Raw genomic sequence first — 15,112 nt, 5'->3', positions numbered from 1 at the left:
TCCTGAATGCAAAAAAACATCCCCCTAAAGAGCAAAAAGCAAATCTTTTTAGCTGTACCTGAAACCTGTTATCAAACATTGCCTCTCTTTTCCATACCAGATATAACATTGTATTTTTATCGTATTAAACCGACTTATCAATGTAATATGATACCACAAAGAAAAGCAATTCTCTATGCGCCTTCTTTTCTCGCTTTATGGGCTTTATATTACGCAGTAAAAAATCCTTCTCTTTTTTCATCGATTTTTTGCTACGGAAAGCAATGGACTTCACCCCTTGCCTTGATATGGCTTAAATTACGTTTACAAAACGACCGCCGCCTTATGGGATCTGACGTCCCAAGCCCAATGATCATGAAAGCTTTGCATCAACACGTAGCAACAAATGACTACAGCGCACTTCCCATTGGTACGTGGTTACAATTCGTAAAAAACTATAAAACCAATTGTAAAAACTTATCCATCCCCCTCTTTTGGCTTGATAATTATAAAAATAATATCAATATCCAGCACATCATTTCAAAACTTCAAGACGACATATAGCTTTTTAAAAATACGATAAAAGCTCATCTCGTATAGGAATATATTTATGGAAAAAAAAGCCTTAATCGTCATTGATGTTCAAAATGACTTCTTACTAGGTGGAGCACTTGCCGTACCTCAAGGTGATGCTATTTTACCCGCCGTCAATAATCTCATAAATCATTTTGACCACGTTATCTTAACCCAAGACTGGCATCCCAAAAACCATTGCAGCTTTGCTTCCTGTTATCCTGAAAAAAAGCCCTATGATACAGTCATTCTTGACTATGGTCCTCAAATACTTTGGCCTGATCATTGCATACGAGGAACACAAGGAGCAGAATTCCATCCATCTCTTAGAGCAGAAAAGGCACAACTTATCCTTAGAAAAGGCTATAATCAAAAAATGGATAGCTATTCTGCTTTTCTTGAAAATGATCAAAAAACACCAACAGGTTTACAAGTTTATCTCAAAGAACATGGTTTTACTAAGCTCATTATGTGTGGCTTAGCAACTGATTTTTGCGTCGGATTTTCTGCTCTTCACGCTATACAATGCGGTTTTAAAGTCAGTGTTTCATTAAATGCCTGTGCTGGTATTGATGTAAACGGATCACTAAACACTATGCTTAAAACAATGAACGAAGCCGGTATAGAACTTTTAATGGTCTCTTAAAATATCCTTCTCTAATCTACCATTATAATACACTGATTTATAAAGGATAAATCATTTTGCACATATTTAAGTAAGAGTCCAGAATATCGTAAATTCTCTCATTTCAAACCTGTTTGAAAAACATTCTTTTACACGTTACAAAGAGAATCAATGTATGAATAAATCATTCAAAAAAACAGTAAGAATGCTTCTTATGACCCATTAAATGCAAGGGCTTGTCATAATATTGAAAGCTGGTAAAAAGTATAACATCAGCTTTCTGTCTTATATTTAGGTCAAAAAGTATCCTAGAGATTGTACATTATTGGCTTCATGGGTAGTATCATGCAATGAACTCAACTTTAAAAAAACGCAAATAAGCAATAAAATAGTATTTTATTTTGCATAAAAGACCTCTTTCTATTCAAAGATATGCGATAAACAAAAGTGTGAAAAAGGAAGAAATCTCCATTACTTAGATACAACATGTTCATCTAATTGACGATGCTTAAAACGAATCGAAGAATATAATGCCATTCCAATAATACAGACTCCCACAAGTCCTGTTAAAACTTCAGGAACCGATATAATCGTTTGCAGATACATAATCACTGCAAGAACTAGAATTGCATAAAAAGCACCATGCTCTAAATAACGATAATGCAATAATGTTCCTGATTCAACCAACATAATTGTCATAGAACGAACGTAAAATGCTCCGATACCAAGACCTATCGCAATAATAAAAAGGTTGTGTGAAAAGGCAAAAGCACCAACCACGCCATCGAAAGAAAAACTAGCATCAAGAACTTCTAAGTAAAGAAACGCCCCTACTCCCCCGTGAGCTACTGTTGTTAAAGTCTTTTGAGGAGTATCCAAGAGATGACCGACAACTTCAACACCGATAAAGGTCAAAAGTCCATAAAGTGCTGCTAATAAAAAAGTTATTTTATTTTCTGCGTCAATCTGAGTTGAAACAAATAAGATCAAAATCAAAACAATTGCAATATCAATTCCAACAAGCGCCCCAAACTTTTGAGCAGATCTCTCTATAACATTAAGCCAATGCACTTCTTTTTCAGAATCAAAAAAATATTTTAAGCCAACCATCATAAGGAAAGTTCCTCCAAAAGCAGCAATCCCCATATGCGCATCGGTTAAAACTTCAGCATATCGATGTGGTTCCCATATCGCTAATTTGACTGCCGCAATTGGATTAATCCCAACAGCAACGACAACCACCAATAATGGAAAAACAATTCTCATCCCAAATACAGCTATCAAAATACCCCATATAAGAAAACGACGACGCCACAATGGACTCATTCTACTAAGAACACGCGCATTGATAATAGAATTATCAAAAGATAAAGAAATTTCCAAAATTCCTAAAACAAAGCAAATAAAAAAATATTTAAGAAAACCAGTAATACTTTCCGTTTCAAACCAACCAATAACCCCTCCTAAAAAGACACCAATAATCGTGAAAAAAAAAGCAAACCCAAAATAGCGTAATAGGGACATGATCATTCCTCAAAGTTTATTTTCTACTTCATCTAAGCACACCCAGTACCAATCCAAAGTTTGCATCTCTTTAAAGTTGCATCTATTAATGCAGAGGTGTATAGAATATATATGGTAAAGTTACATGAAAATTCTCTCAAAAAAAGCAAGAGACAAATGTAGCAACAAGGAATTTTGTTTTGAAGTGAATATCAATTGTCAATACAATAAGTGCAAGATTGCTTTCTATCTACACAAATAAAAAAATAACAAGAAATTAAAGCTATAATATTGACATTATATCATAGAATATTAATACATAGTGTGCTTTTATTATTTAATGATTTATACCATGATGATTTACCGAGGGAGATAATTCGTGGCACGTCCTGAAACTGAATCAAAAACCATATTTGGAAAACGTTTACGTTATGTACGTCTTGCTTTAGGCGATCCATCGCGTGAAACCTTAGCTAAAAGTTTTAGCATGACAAAAAATTCCATTGCTTTTTATGAGCGTGGAGAGAGAGAACCCAATCTTAGTGTCTTACAAACATACCGCACGTTATATGGTGTCAATATTAATTGGCTTTTAACTGGACAAGGAAAAATGTTTGACACCGAATATACAAAAGGTGATTTTGACTGGAATTATTTTATTAAAAAAATCGAGGGACTGGAAGAAACACTTGCCGATAGTGATCGTAACGAAAAACTAAATCAAGAAAAAATCGACAGTTCTTATGAAAAATTGCAGCAATATTTGTCAAGACAAGGTTTATCAAATGGTTTTAACTCTAAAACTACAACCTCTCTTATCGATATGAAAGCTAAAATGGCCAATTCTTATACCCTTAGCTTATTCATTGATTTACTCATTCGAAGCGTATCCCAAAAAGAGGTTATAGCTAATCAATAAACGTCTATTTCAAAAGAAAAAGCAAGAAATGATTAAACACCAGTATGGAAAGAAGTATTTTTTTACTTTATCCGTGCTGGTGAAGTTTTATATAATTTATAAACTTTATTTCTGTAACGACAGAAAAATATTTGCGTTGTAAATGAAAGTATAGTGTCTTTAAATTAAAAAAAATAATTTTATAGTATAAAATTCTCATTCATATCTTATTGACAATAAATTTTTTCTTGTTAAAAGAATAATAGCTCTCATAGAAATTATTTTTTAAGGTCAGAAAATTTAAGGGGAATATATTGACGACTTCCTAGAGAGACATACATTAATGTTTACAAGCGGATTAGTTAAATATTTATCCTGAAAATTATCAGCTATTTTATGAGGTGGGAAGCATGTATTTTGAGGTGTTTCAAGGAGTTCACAATCAATGGTACTGGCGTTTAATCTCAGGAGATGCACAAAAAATTGCTTTTTCTAGTAAAGGTTATCCAACAAAACAAGATATCCTAATCAATATTGAGCAAATAAAAGAAATTACACATAAGGCTCTTATTAGAGAACTACAGTCCTAACGTTCTTTAACATTAAAACAAGCGTTTATTTTGTATAATGGTATGGTAGTTACTTTTGTGATAAATGAAAAGTGATTGATTTGCCCTCAATGAGAGGAAGTTTTTGTATTATTTCTGACACTCACAAAGAACATTCATATTCTTACAGATTATATGTTTATTTTCAATCATACTCAAATCTCTATAGCCTTTATCAAAAAGAAAATCTCTTAAGTGTTGTATTTTTCATAAAAAATAAACGCACATGAAGAGAAGATAAATCATCAATGAGAAATATATTTACTCTAAAAGATATTAATATCTTTTACGTTCATATTCCTCTTCTGTATCTGATAATCATAACTGACTTACCCATTTCATCTTCATAAAAAGCAAATATCTCTTTCTTTCTATTATCATGCAATTTTTTATACCTATTAGCTGAAACTATCGTAGCATTTATACCTTACATCTAAAAAGAACGTGCAAAACTGTTTCCAGCAATAATATAAAATTGCTGGATTGTATAGACGCGCTTTTTAATAACTAGCCTACCTATAAACTGGTTTATCATCATAAACTCTTATTTTATGATCAACGACGCTCTGTCTTATAACCTTAAATGTTGTCATAAAATCAGAGTAAACTTGAATATTCTCTTCCAATACAATCTCTCCATCAGCACCATAATTGGCTTCATTAAAGTTTATCTCTCTCGTCATTCCAATCTTCCTAACACATTTCCAAACCCTTTAATGCAAAATATGAATACAATCACTCTTTATCATCTTCAGATTTAAGCATTTTTTTATATTTCTTTTCATTTTTTTCATATTGCTTAATTTGTTTTTTCAGTTTTTCAATTGCTTGGTCGCGTCTTTTAATCACCATACTTTGCTCTCTAATAGCCCTATCTCGTTCTTCAGTCATCTTCATAGAATCTCTTAAAAACTCATGCTTTATTCTTCTAGATTCCTCTTTTAAAATTTTCACTTGACTGCGATAATATAAAGAAAATCGAAATATAACCCCGCTGCACAACAAAACAACAATCATTGCTCCCAATAAAATTTCGTTTACACTCATTTGGATCTCCCTTAATTGTCGCTCAAGTGATGATCTTGACCAATTTGTTTCATCCTCAATCAAAAAAAGAATGCAATAAATTGCATGTTCCAAGTGTGAACAATCACTCTCGGCGTTCTTATTTTCTCCATTAAAGCATTGATAAATGACGCAAACAAATCTCTGAAAGCGGCTAAATCTACACTCACACCAATTATTTGCGACACATTTATTGACACAAAATACAAAAAATAAGGAACGTCAAATAAAACTAACGACGCAATCCAATCATACAAGCCTTGCCCAAATCGTTCCTATCTTCCTTTTTTACGCCATGTGGAATGCGGCTATATATGAAAGTTTTTCATTATTACAAAAATCTTCAGTGTCACAAAGCACAGCATTTCTGTAAAATTTTGCCTTCCCACAAATCTTTACATCACCACAAACTAAAGCATCATTATAAACTCGAGCCTTTCTAAAATCACGAGTATCACCACAAAATTCAATACATTGAGCATTCAAAACTTGATCAAAAAAGACCGCATTAGCATAAACATATGCATCTCCACTCATATTCAAATAACGATAAAGTTCTTATTTTTCATAAACATGCGAACTCTTACGAACGACTAAACAACCATATGTTAATGCATTGTTATCAATAACAATATCATTATAAACACAGACTTCATTATAAACCGCAGCATCATAAAAACACATTCATCCCCATAAGGGCATTGATCGAATGTACAATTCTACCAAACAACCACCTTTGTGGATCAGATTACCTTCCTGTTTAATAAAATATCCAAGATCACTTTTTTGATATTTCCCATTTTTTTACGCATATATACGATATACCATCTGATAGTGATCTAATTTATTACAATAAAGAAGAAATCAGTATTCTTTGTCTATGCAATTTACATTTTTTCTACAGCCATTATCCTATCTCTTAAGGCTCTAAAGCTTCGTTATATTCACACACTACCCCAACATCAGAATTTTTTTTACAAATTCTGATGTTGGGGTATATCTTGATTTATAATGCTGCTACGTATACTATCATAGTGAAATCTCATAAACATACGAGTGTGTATCGCCCTTTCTGGTATACACATTTACTTTTTCACAACCGTGGAACTAAGCAACCATTTTTATTGATTCGAATCTGAAAGTGTATGGGGACATTTTGTTATTAGTTAAAAACAACTCTATATGCTTCCTTAGCGAAGAGCTACACATGGATATTTTCACGCTCCTTGTATCATATATTCTGGATTCGCAACGCAATATTAACGCTATAGCGTAAATATGTAAAGGTCTAAAAATGACAAAGACTGAAAAAGATTGGTTCCAACGCTTAGTTGAATTGATAAAAAGTGACGGACGAACAATGATTGAAATAAGCAGAGCTGCAGGCTGTGGACAAAATTACGTCCAACAAATGATAAATGGAGGCAAGAGGCCTTCTGTAGATAAACTCATGGCTATTTTGAATACACTGGGAAATGCTAGTGCCATATATGTAATAACTGGTTTCAACATCTCCGATGAAGACTTAAAACTCATAACTTTGATTTCGTCTGGAGATAAAAAGAAGATTGAAGCCTTAAATGTTCTGTTGAATGAGCAGAATCTGTAGCATTTTCTACTTTATCCAATATCGCTTGCTTTTGAGACGTCGATAAAGACTCCCATTTCACAATAATATCAGATAAAGTTGTTTCAAATTTTTTATCATTCTTCATAGTCATACTCCATGTAGTCACACTATATAACGCTAAAGCGTTTAAAATATATCTCATACCTTAGAAAAAAATATTTGCAATAGGCAGTATGGAAGCAATTGTGTACAAACTTATTTTACAAAATCAGATGAAGTTCTATTAGTCATGTACCATGGTGAAACAGAAAGCATCACACGATCCAGACCTTCTTATGAAAATTGGTATAATCTATCAAAAACGCGAATAATGTTACGCAGATCTTGCGATTCGGACCAATAAAAACTAATGTGAAAATATCCCTGAAGACACTCCTGAACTCTATATAAGAGAACACGAAAAAGCTTTTTTGAAAAAAATACATCACAATTTATTCTACATAGCACCATCTATGTTTTTTTAACAATATTGCAAAGCGAGAATATAACAATGTTATAGGAATAAATTCTTATAAACAGAGCCACACTACCTAAAACTCTGTAACACATTTACAGGTAACCTCCCCTCTAAACGCACCTTGTAAATACTAATATAAGTCTCTATCATAAGCAAAAATGATACTATCAAAAAAATAAAACGAATCACCACGCACAATCTTTGTACGTAAATTTTATACAGATTCACAACAAGAGAGAAATTCCCTTATGCAAATGAAGAATTATATTTTAAAAGTATGGCTTTGAAGAAGAAGTATACTTTTCCAAAAAAACACCCTCCCTGCCAATAATTTTTCATAAGAGAAAAAACTCATAATAAAGATAAAACTCTCTATACGATCAATACGAGAAAAATGTTAGCAATACAAAAAAGTGCTAGGGTTACCGCAATATTGCCAATTCCTTATCAGAGTAAAATCAAAAAAGACATCTGCTCTTCAATAATAATTCGGATCACATGAAAACTCTATAATTTAAACATTAAGCAAAAAATACACAAAAACAGAAAATGGCATTTTAACAAATTTTCCAATATCATAGAAAACATTTCTTACAGAGTAATAAAATGCTTATTACAATAGAATCTGGATGATGCAAAGCGATAGAAACAATCACTCAATTGACTTTTCAAAGAACAATTAATAAAATTCTTTTCAAAAAACACGCCACCGTCACTATGAACAATATTTCTCAAGATATTAAATAGAATTCCTTTCTTGGGAAAAAGAAAATATCAACAAATGTTATCATCGTTGCCCCATGATACATATGAATGCCCATAGATCACATTCTCTTATACACTAACCTTTCATCACAATGATGCTATTCGAACATCTAAAAGACATTAACATCACTTAGAAAAAAGCAAATTTACACTAAATGTTTTTTGAGCCATTTGTTCTGAACAAGTACAATCTTTAAAATTGGTTTTATTGAGGTCTGTTTATTTGCAGAACAAGTATAAATAAACTTATCCAATGAAGCTTTTAGCCTTCTATTTTATGAAGAACACCATATAGAAAAGTACAAAACAGTATATGAATTAAGAAAGTAAATAGCGACCCATATCAGTTAATCCAAATGCTAAAAGGTTGCAAATGAGAGAACTTCTTTGATGAGACTAAGAAAACATACCATCATATTAAAGCAACTGAGAGAAAAAACTGCAACAAACAACGACCAAAAGCTTCTAAAACAAACAGGAAAATAAATAAAAAACGAAAAAGGTAGAATCTCAAAACTTTTATATAAGCGATCCATTTTTCTATTGTACATTTCCCTATTGGTGGGCCCGGAGGGACTCGAACCCCCAACCAAGCGGTTATGAGCCGCTGGCTCTAACCAATTGAGCTACAGGCCCTAAATAGGTTGTTTCTCTCTAAACTAAAATGCCCTATGATACAAGAGCTGACAAAGATTATAACCCATCTTTTTCTCTTTTCTATTGGTTTTTTTTTCAGTGCTCTAATTTCTTTACAAAAACTCTTAAAAATGAGAGAATAATTAACTGACAAATATAAAGGTATAGATATGATAGAAAAGAAAATTCAACCACTGAAGAGTTCTCTGGTTAAAACAGTTATATTAGCATTTACACTCTTAGCCACATCGTTGACTGTACGTGCTTATGCTGAAGAAAATAAAATGAAAAATGCAACGATTACAGTGACAGCAATCGGAGAAAGTCAAGCAGCACCGGATATGGCCATTATTAATCTAGCCGTTGTTACCTATGACAAAACTGCCCAAAAGGCATTAGCTTCCAATAATCAATCCATCAATGATATTATAAACGCTTTTAAAAACAATGGCATCCAAGCAAATGATTTGCAAACATCAGGCTTATCCATTTATCAGTCGATCTCTGATAAACACCACGAAAAAAAGAATAATGAAAAACTCTATCATGTTTCAAATTCTTTAACCGTGCGCATTCGTGATCTTACCAATGCTGGTAAAATCTTTGATCAAGCGATGACACTAGGTGTTAATTCAGTTAACGGCATTACTTTTACCAACGCAGATACAAAACCATTTTATCAAGAAGCACGTAAAAAAGCCATTACTGAAGCCATTGAAAAAGCGCAAACGATAGCGCAAGCAGCCGATTTAAAATTAGGAAAAATTATTGAAATCAATGAAAAGGATGATTACTATCACCCAACACCACGTCTCATGAGTAGAGCAGCAGATGTAAGCTATGCAAATACAAATTTTGCAGGTGGTGAATTAAATTATAACGTGAGCGTCACTGTAGTCTTTGCGATCGATTAAGTCACAAACAAGTTGTATAAAAAATCATATTACTGGCCTTCACGTAGAAGACCAGTAATGTGATAAAGATAATCTTCCTCAGATAATAATTCGTCTTCGTAAATCTCTATTTGTCCGCGTGCAGAAATATGCGCTGTATGTACCGTCTGACAATCCCCCGATACCAATGGATGCCACCAATGAAGATCTTTTCCCTCATAAATTAATCTATAAGCACAACTTTCTGGGAGCCAACGCGCTGTTTTAACTGTCGTAATGTCTAGCGATATACAATCTGGTACAATTGATTTACGATGAGCATAATCTCGACACCTGCAGGTTTCCCCATCTAAAAGACGACAAGCAATACTGGTTGCATAAAGGTCACCCGTATCATCGTCCTCAACTTTATGGAGACAACAACAGCCACAGCCATCACAAAGGCTCTCCCACTCAGAAATGGAAATCTCTTCTAATTTTTTTACTTTCCAAAAGGGAAGTTCTCCACTCATAAACTCAGACACACCTTTTTTAATTAAGACGATCTATAAAAAATGAAACGTTTAATTTCTATAATTTTATCTATTTCTGTCTCTTAAAAAGATTCAACTCAATGTATACTTTAAACCATGTTCTTAAAAGCTATCTGAATAAAAAGAGAATATTCAAAAATAGCGCATATAAATGAACATAACCTATTGAAACATCTCTTTGTAAACTTAACGAAGAATAAAATGCGTCACCTAAAATGATAGAAAAATTCCGCAAAGAACATACATTTTTCATCAAAAAGTCCGTATGTTGCAATATAAGTTTACTCCTAACAGATCTCATTTCTTAAAAACGAGCCGCGCTATACGCAAGGTAATGTTTTTATCGTTCATTTCTTGAAAGCCCCCTACTCTCTACTCCATAACCACCCTTTGCCCTATATCTATTCTTTTGAGACAGAGAAGTATAAAGCCCCAAAGCTAAGAAAAACATTAAACATCGAAAACTTTCTAGATTGTTCAAATTCTTCCTATGTTTTTCTCAAAAAAGTATCCAAGTACAACATGAAGCACCTCCCCCCTTCATTAGGAAGAAAGAGGGAGTTATTAAAATGCACACGAATTCTTTTATTTAAGAATCGAGAAAACTGCGCAATTTTCGTGAACGGCTAGGATGTTTTAATTTACGAAGTGCCTTTGCTTCAATCTGACGAATACGCTCTCTTGTAACTGAGAACTGCTGTCCCACTTCTTCCAATGTGTGATCGGTATTCATCCCTATTCCAAAACGCATCCGCAAAACACGTTCTTCTCGTGGTGTTAATGAAGCAAGAACGCGTGTTGTCGTATCTCGCAGATTAGCTTGGATAGCTGCATCAATTGGTAATAACGCATTCCTATCCTCAATAAAATCACCCAAATGGGAATCATCTTCATCACCAACAGGCGTTTCGAGAGAAATAGGTTCTTTTGCAATTTTAAGAACTTTTCGTACTTTTTCTAACGGCATAGAAAGCTTGCTAGATAATTCTTCTGGTGTTGGTTCTCGTCCAATTTCATGGAGAATCTGACGCGAGGTACGAACGATTTTATTAATTGTTTCAATCATATGAACAGGAATACGAATTGTACGTGCCTGATCAGCAATTGAACGTGTAATAGCTTGACGAATCCACCATGTTGCATAAGTTGAAAATTTGTAGCCGCGCCGATATTCAAACTTATCCACAGCCTTCATCAAACCGATATTGCCCTCTTGAATAAGATCAAGAAACTGCAAACCACGATTGGTGTATTTTTTTGCAATTGAAATGACAAGACGCAAATTAGATTCTACCATCTCTTTTTTCGCAATTGTTGATTCGCGTTCACCTTTCTGCACCTGCATAACAATCCGACGAAATTCACCAATCGAAATAGCCGTTTCTTGCGCAAGATTTTGTATTTCACTTCGCAGTTTTTGGATTTCTTTTGCTTCACGCACCGAAAACTCTTTCCAACCAGGTGTAGGCAAAGCAGAAATATAATTCATCCAATCCGCGTCCAATTCACGCCCTTGGTATTCTTTTAAAAAGTCCTCATGGCCAATGCCATAGCTATTGGCAATCCGTTTCAGCTTACCTTCATTATGAATCAATCTCTTATTAATGTCATAAAGCTGTTCAACCAAAGCTTCGATACGATTTTGGTTTAAAGAAAGGGATTTTACTGCTTGAATCAACTCACCCTTTAATTGAATATATTTCTTCTTCTGAGAAGATGTAAGAGCCCCCTCTTTACGCTCTGCCAAACTGCTTTCAACATGCTGATCTTGTAATTTTCGTAATTTCACATAGGTTTGAGCAATAAAATCCAATGTTTCCATAACTTGAGGACAAAGTTCATTTTCCATTGCAGCAAGCGATAAGTTAACATCGTCCTCGTCCTCTTCATCATCGTCTTCAATGTTTCTCTCTCCTGCGCTCTCCCCCATATTACGTATACCAGAAGACATTTTTTCTTCTACTGTCTTATCAACTTCACTTCGCTCAATAACAGGAGCCTGCTTTGCTTCTGGACCAGCATAAGTCGTTTCAAGATCAATAATTTCACGAAGAAGAATACGCTGCTCTTTTAACTCGTCACGCCAGATAATAAGAGCCTGAAAAGTCAAAGGACTCTCACAAAGTCCTGCAATCATTGTCTCACGCCCTGCTTCAATACGCTTAGCAATGGCAATTTCGCCTTCCCGCGAAAGAAGCTCAACAGCTCCCATCTCACGCAAATACATACGCACCGGATCATCCGTACGATCTGTTACTTCGCGTTTATTCGTTGTCGTTGCAATTGCGTGGCTAGAGGCTTCTACTAAATCACCCCCCTCTACCGTAACTTCTTCTTCATAATTTTCAGACTCGACTTCATCCTCATCATCCACAACATTAACCCCCATCTCAGAGAACATCGCCAAGATATCTTCAATTTGTTCGGATGTAACCTCGTCAGAAGGAAGAACAGCATTGAGTTCATCCATTGTTACGTAACCATTTTTTTTGGCAAGTTTAATCATTTTCTTGATGGCATCATCAGAAAAATCAAGAAGAGGACTATCCAAACTCGCTTGGTTTGTTACTTCTGCATTATCTTTCTGTTTAACCTTTGTTGCCATACCATAACTCCACTCGATCACTTCATAGTTTCCATGTAACCATAGTTTCCATGTGACCAGTTTTTTTTGTTCTCACTAAAATCTACCAATAGTTACTCATATATACTTCCTGTTAAGAGATTACCATTGGAAAGAATACATTTTGTATACGCCCTGACATCCAGACAAACTTGACATCCAGACAAAAACGCGGGAAAACTCCAGAAGTTTCCCCGACACCTCTCAGCCCTTCTGAGATAATTTCTGCACCCTATCGTAAGAACCAATTTCCCGCTTTTCCTAAAATTTACCCGCTTTTCCTAAAATTTAATTGTCATCTTTATAAAAATGTCACTCCACATAAACTTCCTCATCTAAAATTTAAGTGACTGATTCGCATTAAAAAAGCGAATCATTTTATCGTATCTTGTGTATTCCCGTCTATTTTTTCATCCAACCAACTTCCAAATCCTTCAATTAACGCTTCTGTTGCCTGCATCTGCTCCAGCTCATTTTTTACCTCACGAAGCAGATCAAAAACCTCACTCTTAGGATTTTCTACAAGTTGCTCTTCAATATCCTGTAACCTCTTATGTAGGTGGTGTTCTTGAAGATGCAAGTAGACAGCTTGTTTTAATATAGCACGCGCATCTTCTATAGGGGCTCCACCAGGAATAATACGCATACCAATATTTTGCACAAGATGTTTCATACGCTCTAACAGAGCCTTTTGCCCTCTTTTTTCTAAGAACACAACCATCGTCTCTTTATCATGAAGCTGTTGGTCCCCAAGAATTTCCAACATAGCTTGATGAAAAATTATCAATTGAGTATTTTTTAATTCTAACTCAGAAAGAATTTCAAAATTTTCATACCACAACTCAGGATAGTAAGCTAAAGTAAGTAAAATCACTGCTTCACGCAAAGGGATAGATTGCGAAGAATTTCGTACTATTTCAGAATTTGCTAACAGAGAAAAGGTTTGATCTTTAAAGGTCCTATTTGGTGAAGATTGACCATATCGCCCTTCCCCCCTTTTTTTCGAAAAAGAGGGACGAAAAAAATCAAAAAGGCGTTTTTTTACATCTTGCAAATAATAACGACGGACATCTTCATCCTTAATCGTAAAAATTTGTTGTTTTAGTTGTTTTTCTAGCGCTGCTCGTGCCTCTGGAATTTCAAAATGCTTTCCATAGGTAGCACGCCACCATAAAAGCTCACTCAAAGGAATAGCTTTTTGCAAAAAAGAAGAAAAAAGCTGTGCTCCACCAGCACAAACAATTTCATCAGGATCTTTCCCTTGTGGCAACAAAACAAAGCGTACACAAACCCCAGCCTTTAAAAGAGGCAACACACGATCAGCAACACGAAAAGCAGCTTTTAAACCAGCATCATCACCATCAAAACACAAAATAGGCTCCTTCCCCATCTGCCATAAAAGCTCAATTTGCGCTTCCGTTAATGCTGTCCCTAAGGGCGCTACAACTCCTTCAAAACCAGCTTTAGTCAATGCAATGACATCCATATACCCCTCAACAACAAGGAGTGAATGAATTTTTTCATCGCCAACAAAGCGACTATTTTTGCGAGCTGCTGCCGCGTTATAAAGTATATTTCCTTTATGAAACAGCACTGTTTCAGGGCTATTGAGATATTTTGCTCGTGTCTCTTTCTCTAATGCACGCCCTCCGAAAGCCACCACACGTCCGCGCAAATCTTCGATAGGAAACATAATGCGATTTCTAAATCGGTCATAAGAATCTGCGCTCTCCTCATGCACTGAGAGAAGCCCACATTCTTCCATTTGCTTTATTGAAATGCCCCGTGCACTCAAAGCTTCTTTCAAAGCTGTACGCCTTACCGGTGCAAAACCAATGCGGAAACGCTCTACAAGCTCTGGTGTAACACCACGTGCATCCAGATAACGACGTGCTTGCGTACCTTCTTTATCGCGTAAATTATATTGAAAAAAATCTGTAGCAATTTTCATCACATCATAAAGGTCAGCTTTTTCCAGTTGACGTTTATGACTTTGTGAATCCAAAATAGGGAGTTTTATTCCCGCAAAATCAGCCAAACGCTCTACACTTTCTGAAAAGTGCAATCCATCAAGCTCACACAAAAAGGTAAAAATATCTCCACTTACACCACAACCAAAACAATAATAGCGCCCTTTATGATCATCACAATGAAAACTTGGCGTTTTTTCACCATGAAATGGACAACAACACCAAAAGTCTCCCCGTGAAGGCTTACTTTTTCGAGGATCAAAATCCACCCGTTGCCCAATCACTGTTGAAATTGGGAGTCTCGTACGCAATTCATTAAGGAAATCGGGCGGAAAACGCATTATCTCTCACAGA

Annotated in this window: 15 protein-coding genes and 1 tRNA gene; 6 read left to right on the top strand and 10 right to left on the bottom strand. The window is 34.9% G+C overall.

Going from position 1 to position 15,112, the window contains the following annotated elements; all coding sequences use genetic code 11:
• Positions 1-6 precede the first annotated feature (6 nt).
• The gene (locus tag ACFINX_RS03430; protein WP_375611982.1) at positions 7-543 is read left to right on the top strand and encodes a hypothetical protein; all 537 of its coding nucleotides are present in this window, start codon (positions 7-9) and stop codon (positions 541-543) included.
• A gap of 46 nt (positions 544-589) precedes the next feature.
• Positions 590-1,198, top strand: a complete 609-nt coding sequence (pncA, locus tag ACFINX_RS03425; protein WP_375621374.1) for a bifunctional nicotinamidase/pyrazinamidase — start codon at positions 590-592, stop codon at positions 1,196-1,198.
• 450 nt (positions 1,199-1,648) lie between these two features.
• On the opposite strand, the gene ACFINX_RS03420 is transcribed toward pncA, so the two are convergent.
• Positions 1,649-2,701: a DUF475 domain-containing protein gene (locus ACFINX_RS03420; RefSeq protein ID WP_375668335.1), complete on the bottom strand. Its 1,053-nt coding sequence runs from the start codon at positions 2,699-2,701 to the stop codon at positions 1,649-1,651.
• 358 nt (positions 2,702-3,059) lie between these two features.
• Here ACFINX_RS03420 and ACFINX_RS03415 point away from each other — a divergent pair, with 358 nt between their 5' ends.
• Both ACFINX_RS03415 and ACFINX_RS03410 read left to right on the top strand, forming a co-directional pair.
• Positions 3,060-3,599 carry a helix-turn-helix domain-containing protein gene (locus tag ACFINX_RS03415; RefSeq protein ID WP_375628802.1) on the top strand — a complete coding sequence of 180 codons (540 nt, stop codon included), beginning with the start codon at positions 3,060-3,062 and terminating at the stop codon, positions 3,597-3,599.
• Between the two features lie 389 nt (positions 3,600-3,988).
• The gene (locus ACFINX_RS03410) at positions 3,989-4,168 is read left to right on the top strand and encodes a DUF1508 domain-containing protein (protein ID WP_142416545.1); all 180 of its coding nucleotides are present in this window, start codon (positions 3,989-3,991) and stop codon (positions 4,166-4,168) included.
• Positions 4,169-4,698: 530 nt separating this feature from the next.
• On the opposite strand, the gene ACFINX_RS03405 is transcribed toward ACFINX_RS03410, so the two are convergent.
• From ACFINX_RS03405 to ACFINX_RS03390, 4 genes are all read right to left on the bottom strand, one after another.
• Complete coding sequence (locus ACFINX_RS03405) at positions 4,699-4,869, bottom strand: hypothetical protein (RefSeq protein ID WP_375613355.1); 171 nt, start codon at positions 4,867-4,869, stop codon at positions 4,699-4,701.
• A gap of 52 nt (positions 4,870-4,921) precedes the next feature.
• Complete coding sequence (locus tag ACFINX_RS03400) at positions 4,922-5,233, bottom strand: hypothetical protein (RefSeq protein WP_375613354.1); 312 nt, start codon at positions 5,231-5,233, stop codon at positions 4,922-4,924.
• 306 nt (positions 5,234-5,539) lie between these two features.
• Positions 5,540-5,788, bottom strand: a complete 249-nt coding sequence (locus ACFINX_RS03395) for a hypothetical protein (protein WP_375613353.1) — start codon at positions 5,786-5,788, stop codon at positions 5,540-5,542.
• A gap of 21 nt (positions 5,789-5,809) precedes the next feature.
• Positions 5,810-5,935 carry a hypothetical protein gene (locus ACFINX_RS03390; protein ID WP_375613352.1) on the bottom strand — a complete coding sequence of 42 codons (126 nt, stop codon included), beginning with the start codon at positions 5,933-5,935 and terminating at the stop codon, positions 5,810-5,812.
• Positions 5,936-6,545: 610 nt separating this feature from the next.
• On the opposite strand from ACFINX_RS03390, the gene ACFINX_RS03385 reads away from it, so the two are divergent.
• On the top strand, positions 6,546-6,860 hold the full coding sequence (locus tag ACFINX_RS03385) for a helix-turn-helix domain-containing protein (RefSeq protein ID WP_007347852.1): 315 nt from the start codon (positions 6,546-6,548) through the stop codon (positions 6,858-6,860).
• Here ACFINX_RS03385 and ACFINX_RS03380 read toward each other — a convergent pair.
• Both ACFINX_RS03380 and ACFINX_RS03375 read right to left on the bottom strand, forming a co-directional pair.
• Positions 6,784-6,966 carry a hypothetical protein gene (locus ACFINX_RS03380; RefSeq protein WP_375611974.1) on the bottom strand — a complete coding sequence of 61 codons (183 nt, stop codon included), beginning with the start codon at positions 6,964-6,966 and terminating at the stop codon, positions 6,784-6,786. The two genes, ACFINX_RS03385 and ACFINX_RS03380, sit on opposite strands and share 77 nt — an antisense overlap.
• Positions 6,967-8,662: 1,696 nt before the next feature.
• Positions 8,663-8,739: transfer RNA gene (locus ACFINX_RS03375), tRNA-Ile, on the bottom strand.
• Positions 8,740-8,909: 170 nt separating this feature from the next.
• Between ACFINX_RS03375 and ACFINX_RS03370 the strand changes: the two genes are divergently transcribed.
• Complete coding sequence (locus ACFINX_RS03370) at positions 8,910-9,653, top strand: SIMPL domain-containing protein (protein ID WP_375638343.1); 744 nt, start codon at positions 8,910-8,912, stop codon at positions 9,651-9,653.
• 29 nt (positions 9,654-9,682) lie between these two features.
• Here ACFINX_RS03370 and ACFINX_RS03365 read toward each other — a convergent pair whose 3' ends face one another.
• The 3 genes from ACFINX_RS03365 to dnaG form a co-directional block, all read right to left on the bottom strand.
• Entirely contained in the window at positions 9,683-10,144 is a 462-nt protein-coding gene (locus ACFINX_RS03365; RefSeq protein ID WP_375628795.1) for a YcgN family cysteine cluster protein, read from the bottom strand.
• A 610-nt stretch (positions 10,145-10,754) separates the two neighbouring features.
• Positions 10,755-12,770: an RNA polymerase sigma factor RpoD gene (gene rpoD / locus ACFINX_RS03360; protein ID WP_375613401.1), complete on the bottom strand. Its 2,016-nt coding sequence runs from the start codon at positions 12,768-12,770 to the stop codon at positions 10,755-10,757.
• A gap of 391 nt (positions 12,771-13,161) precedes the next feature.
• A complete protein-coding gene (gene dnaG, locus ACFINX_RS03355; RefSeq protein WP_375668334.1) occupies positions 13,162-15,099 on the bottom strand; it encodes a DNA primase in 1,938 nt (645 codons plus the stop codon).
• Positions 15,100-15,112: the final 13 nt, after the last annotated feature.

The organism is Bartonella sp. AP36NXGY (assembly GCF_042195865.1).
Classification (GTDB): Bacteria; Pseudomonadota; Alphaproteobacteria; order Rhizobiales; family Rhizobiaceae; genus Bartonella.
The sequence above is the reverse complement of the archived record's forward strand: the minus strand, read 5'-3'. Positions and strand labels throughout refer to the sequence as shown.

Excerpts from the sequence above, each read along its gene's own strand:
- ACFINX_RS03390 (WP_375613352.1), bottom strand. The coding sequence starts at position 5,935 with ATGTGTTTTTATGATGCTGCGGTTTATAATGAAGTCTGTGTTTATAAT.
- dnaG (WP_375668334.1), bottom strand. The coding sequence starts at position 15,099 with ATGCGTTTTCCGCCCGATTTCCTTAATGAATTGCGTACGAGACTCCCA.
- ACFINX_RS03405 (WP_375613355.1), bottom strand. The coding sequence starts at position 4,869 with ATGACGAGAGAGATAAACTTTAATGAAGCCAATTATGGTGCTGATGGA.
- ACFINX_RS03385 (WP_007347852.1), top strand. The coding sequence starts at position 6,546 with ATGACAAAGACTGAAAAAGATTGGTTCCAACGCTTAGTTGAATTGATA.
- ACFINX_RS03400 (WP_375613354.1), bottom strand. The coding sequence starts at position 5,233 with ATGAGTGTAAACGAAATTTTATTGGGAGCAATGATTGTTGTTTTGTTG.
- ACFINX_RS03430 (WP_375611982.1), top strand. The coding sequence starts at position 7 with ATGCAAAAAAACATCCCCCTAAAGAGCAAAAAGCAAATCTTTTTAGCT.
- ACFINX_RS03420 (WP_375668335.1), bottom strand. The coding sequence starts at position 2,701 with ATGTCCCTATTACGCTATTTTGGGTTTGCTTTTTTTTTCACGATTATT.
- ACFINX_RS03365 (WP_375628795.1), bottom strand. The coding sequence starts at position 10,144 with ATGAGTGGAGAACTTCCCTTTTGGAAAGTAAAAAAATTAGAAGAGATT.
- ACFINX_RS03410 (WP_142416545.1), top strand. The coding sequence starts at position 3,989 with ATGTATTTTGAGGTGTTTCAAGGAGTTCACAATCAATGGTACTGGCGT.
- rpoD (WP_375613401.1), bottom strand. The coding sequence starts at position 12,770 with ATGGCAACAAAGGTTAAACAGAAAGATAATGCAGAAGTAACAAACCAA.
- ACFINX_RS03395 (WP_375613353.1), bottom strand. The coding sequence starts at position 5,788 with ATGAGTGGAGATGCATATGTTTATGCTAATGCGGTCTTTTTTGATCAA.
- pncA (WP_375621374.1), top strand. The coding sequence starts at position 590 with ATGGAAAAAAAAGCCTTAATCGTCATTGATGTTCAAAATGACTTCTTA.
- ACFINX_RS03380 (WP_375611974.1), bottom strand. The coding sequence starts at position 6,966 with ATGAAGAATGATAAAAAATTTGAAACAACTTTATCTGATATTATTGTG.
- ACFINX_RS03370 (WP_375638343.1), top strand. The coding sequence starts at position 8,910 with ATGATAGAAAAGAAAATTCAACCACTGAAGAGTTCTCTGGTTAAAACA.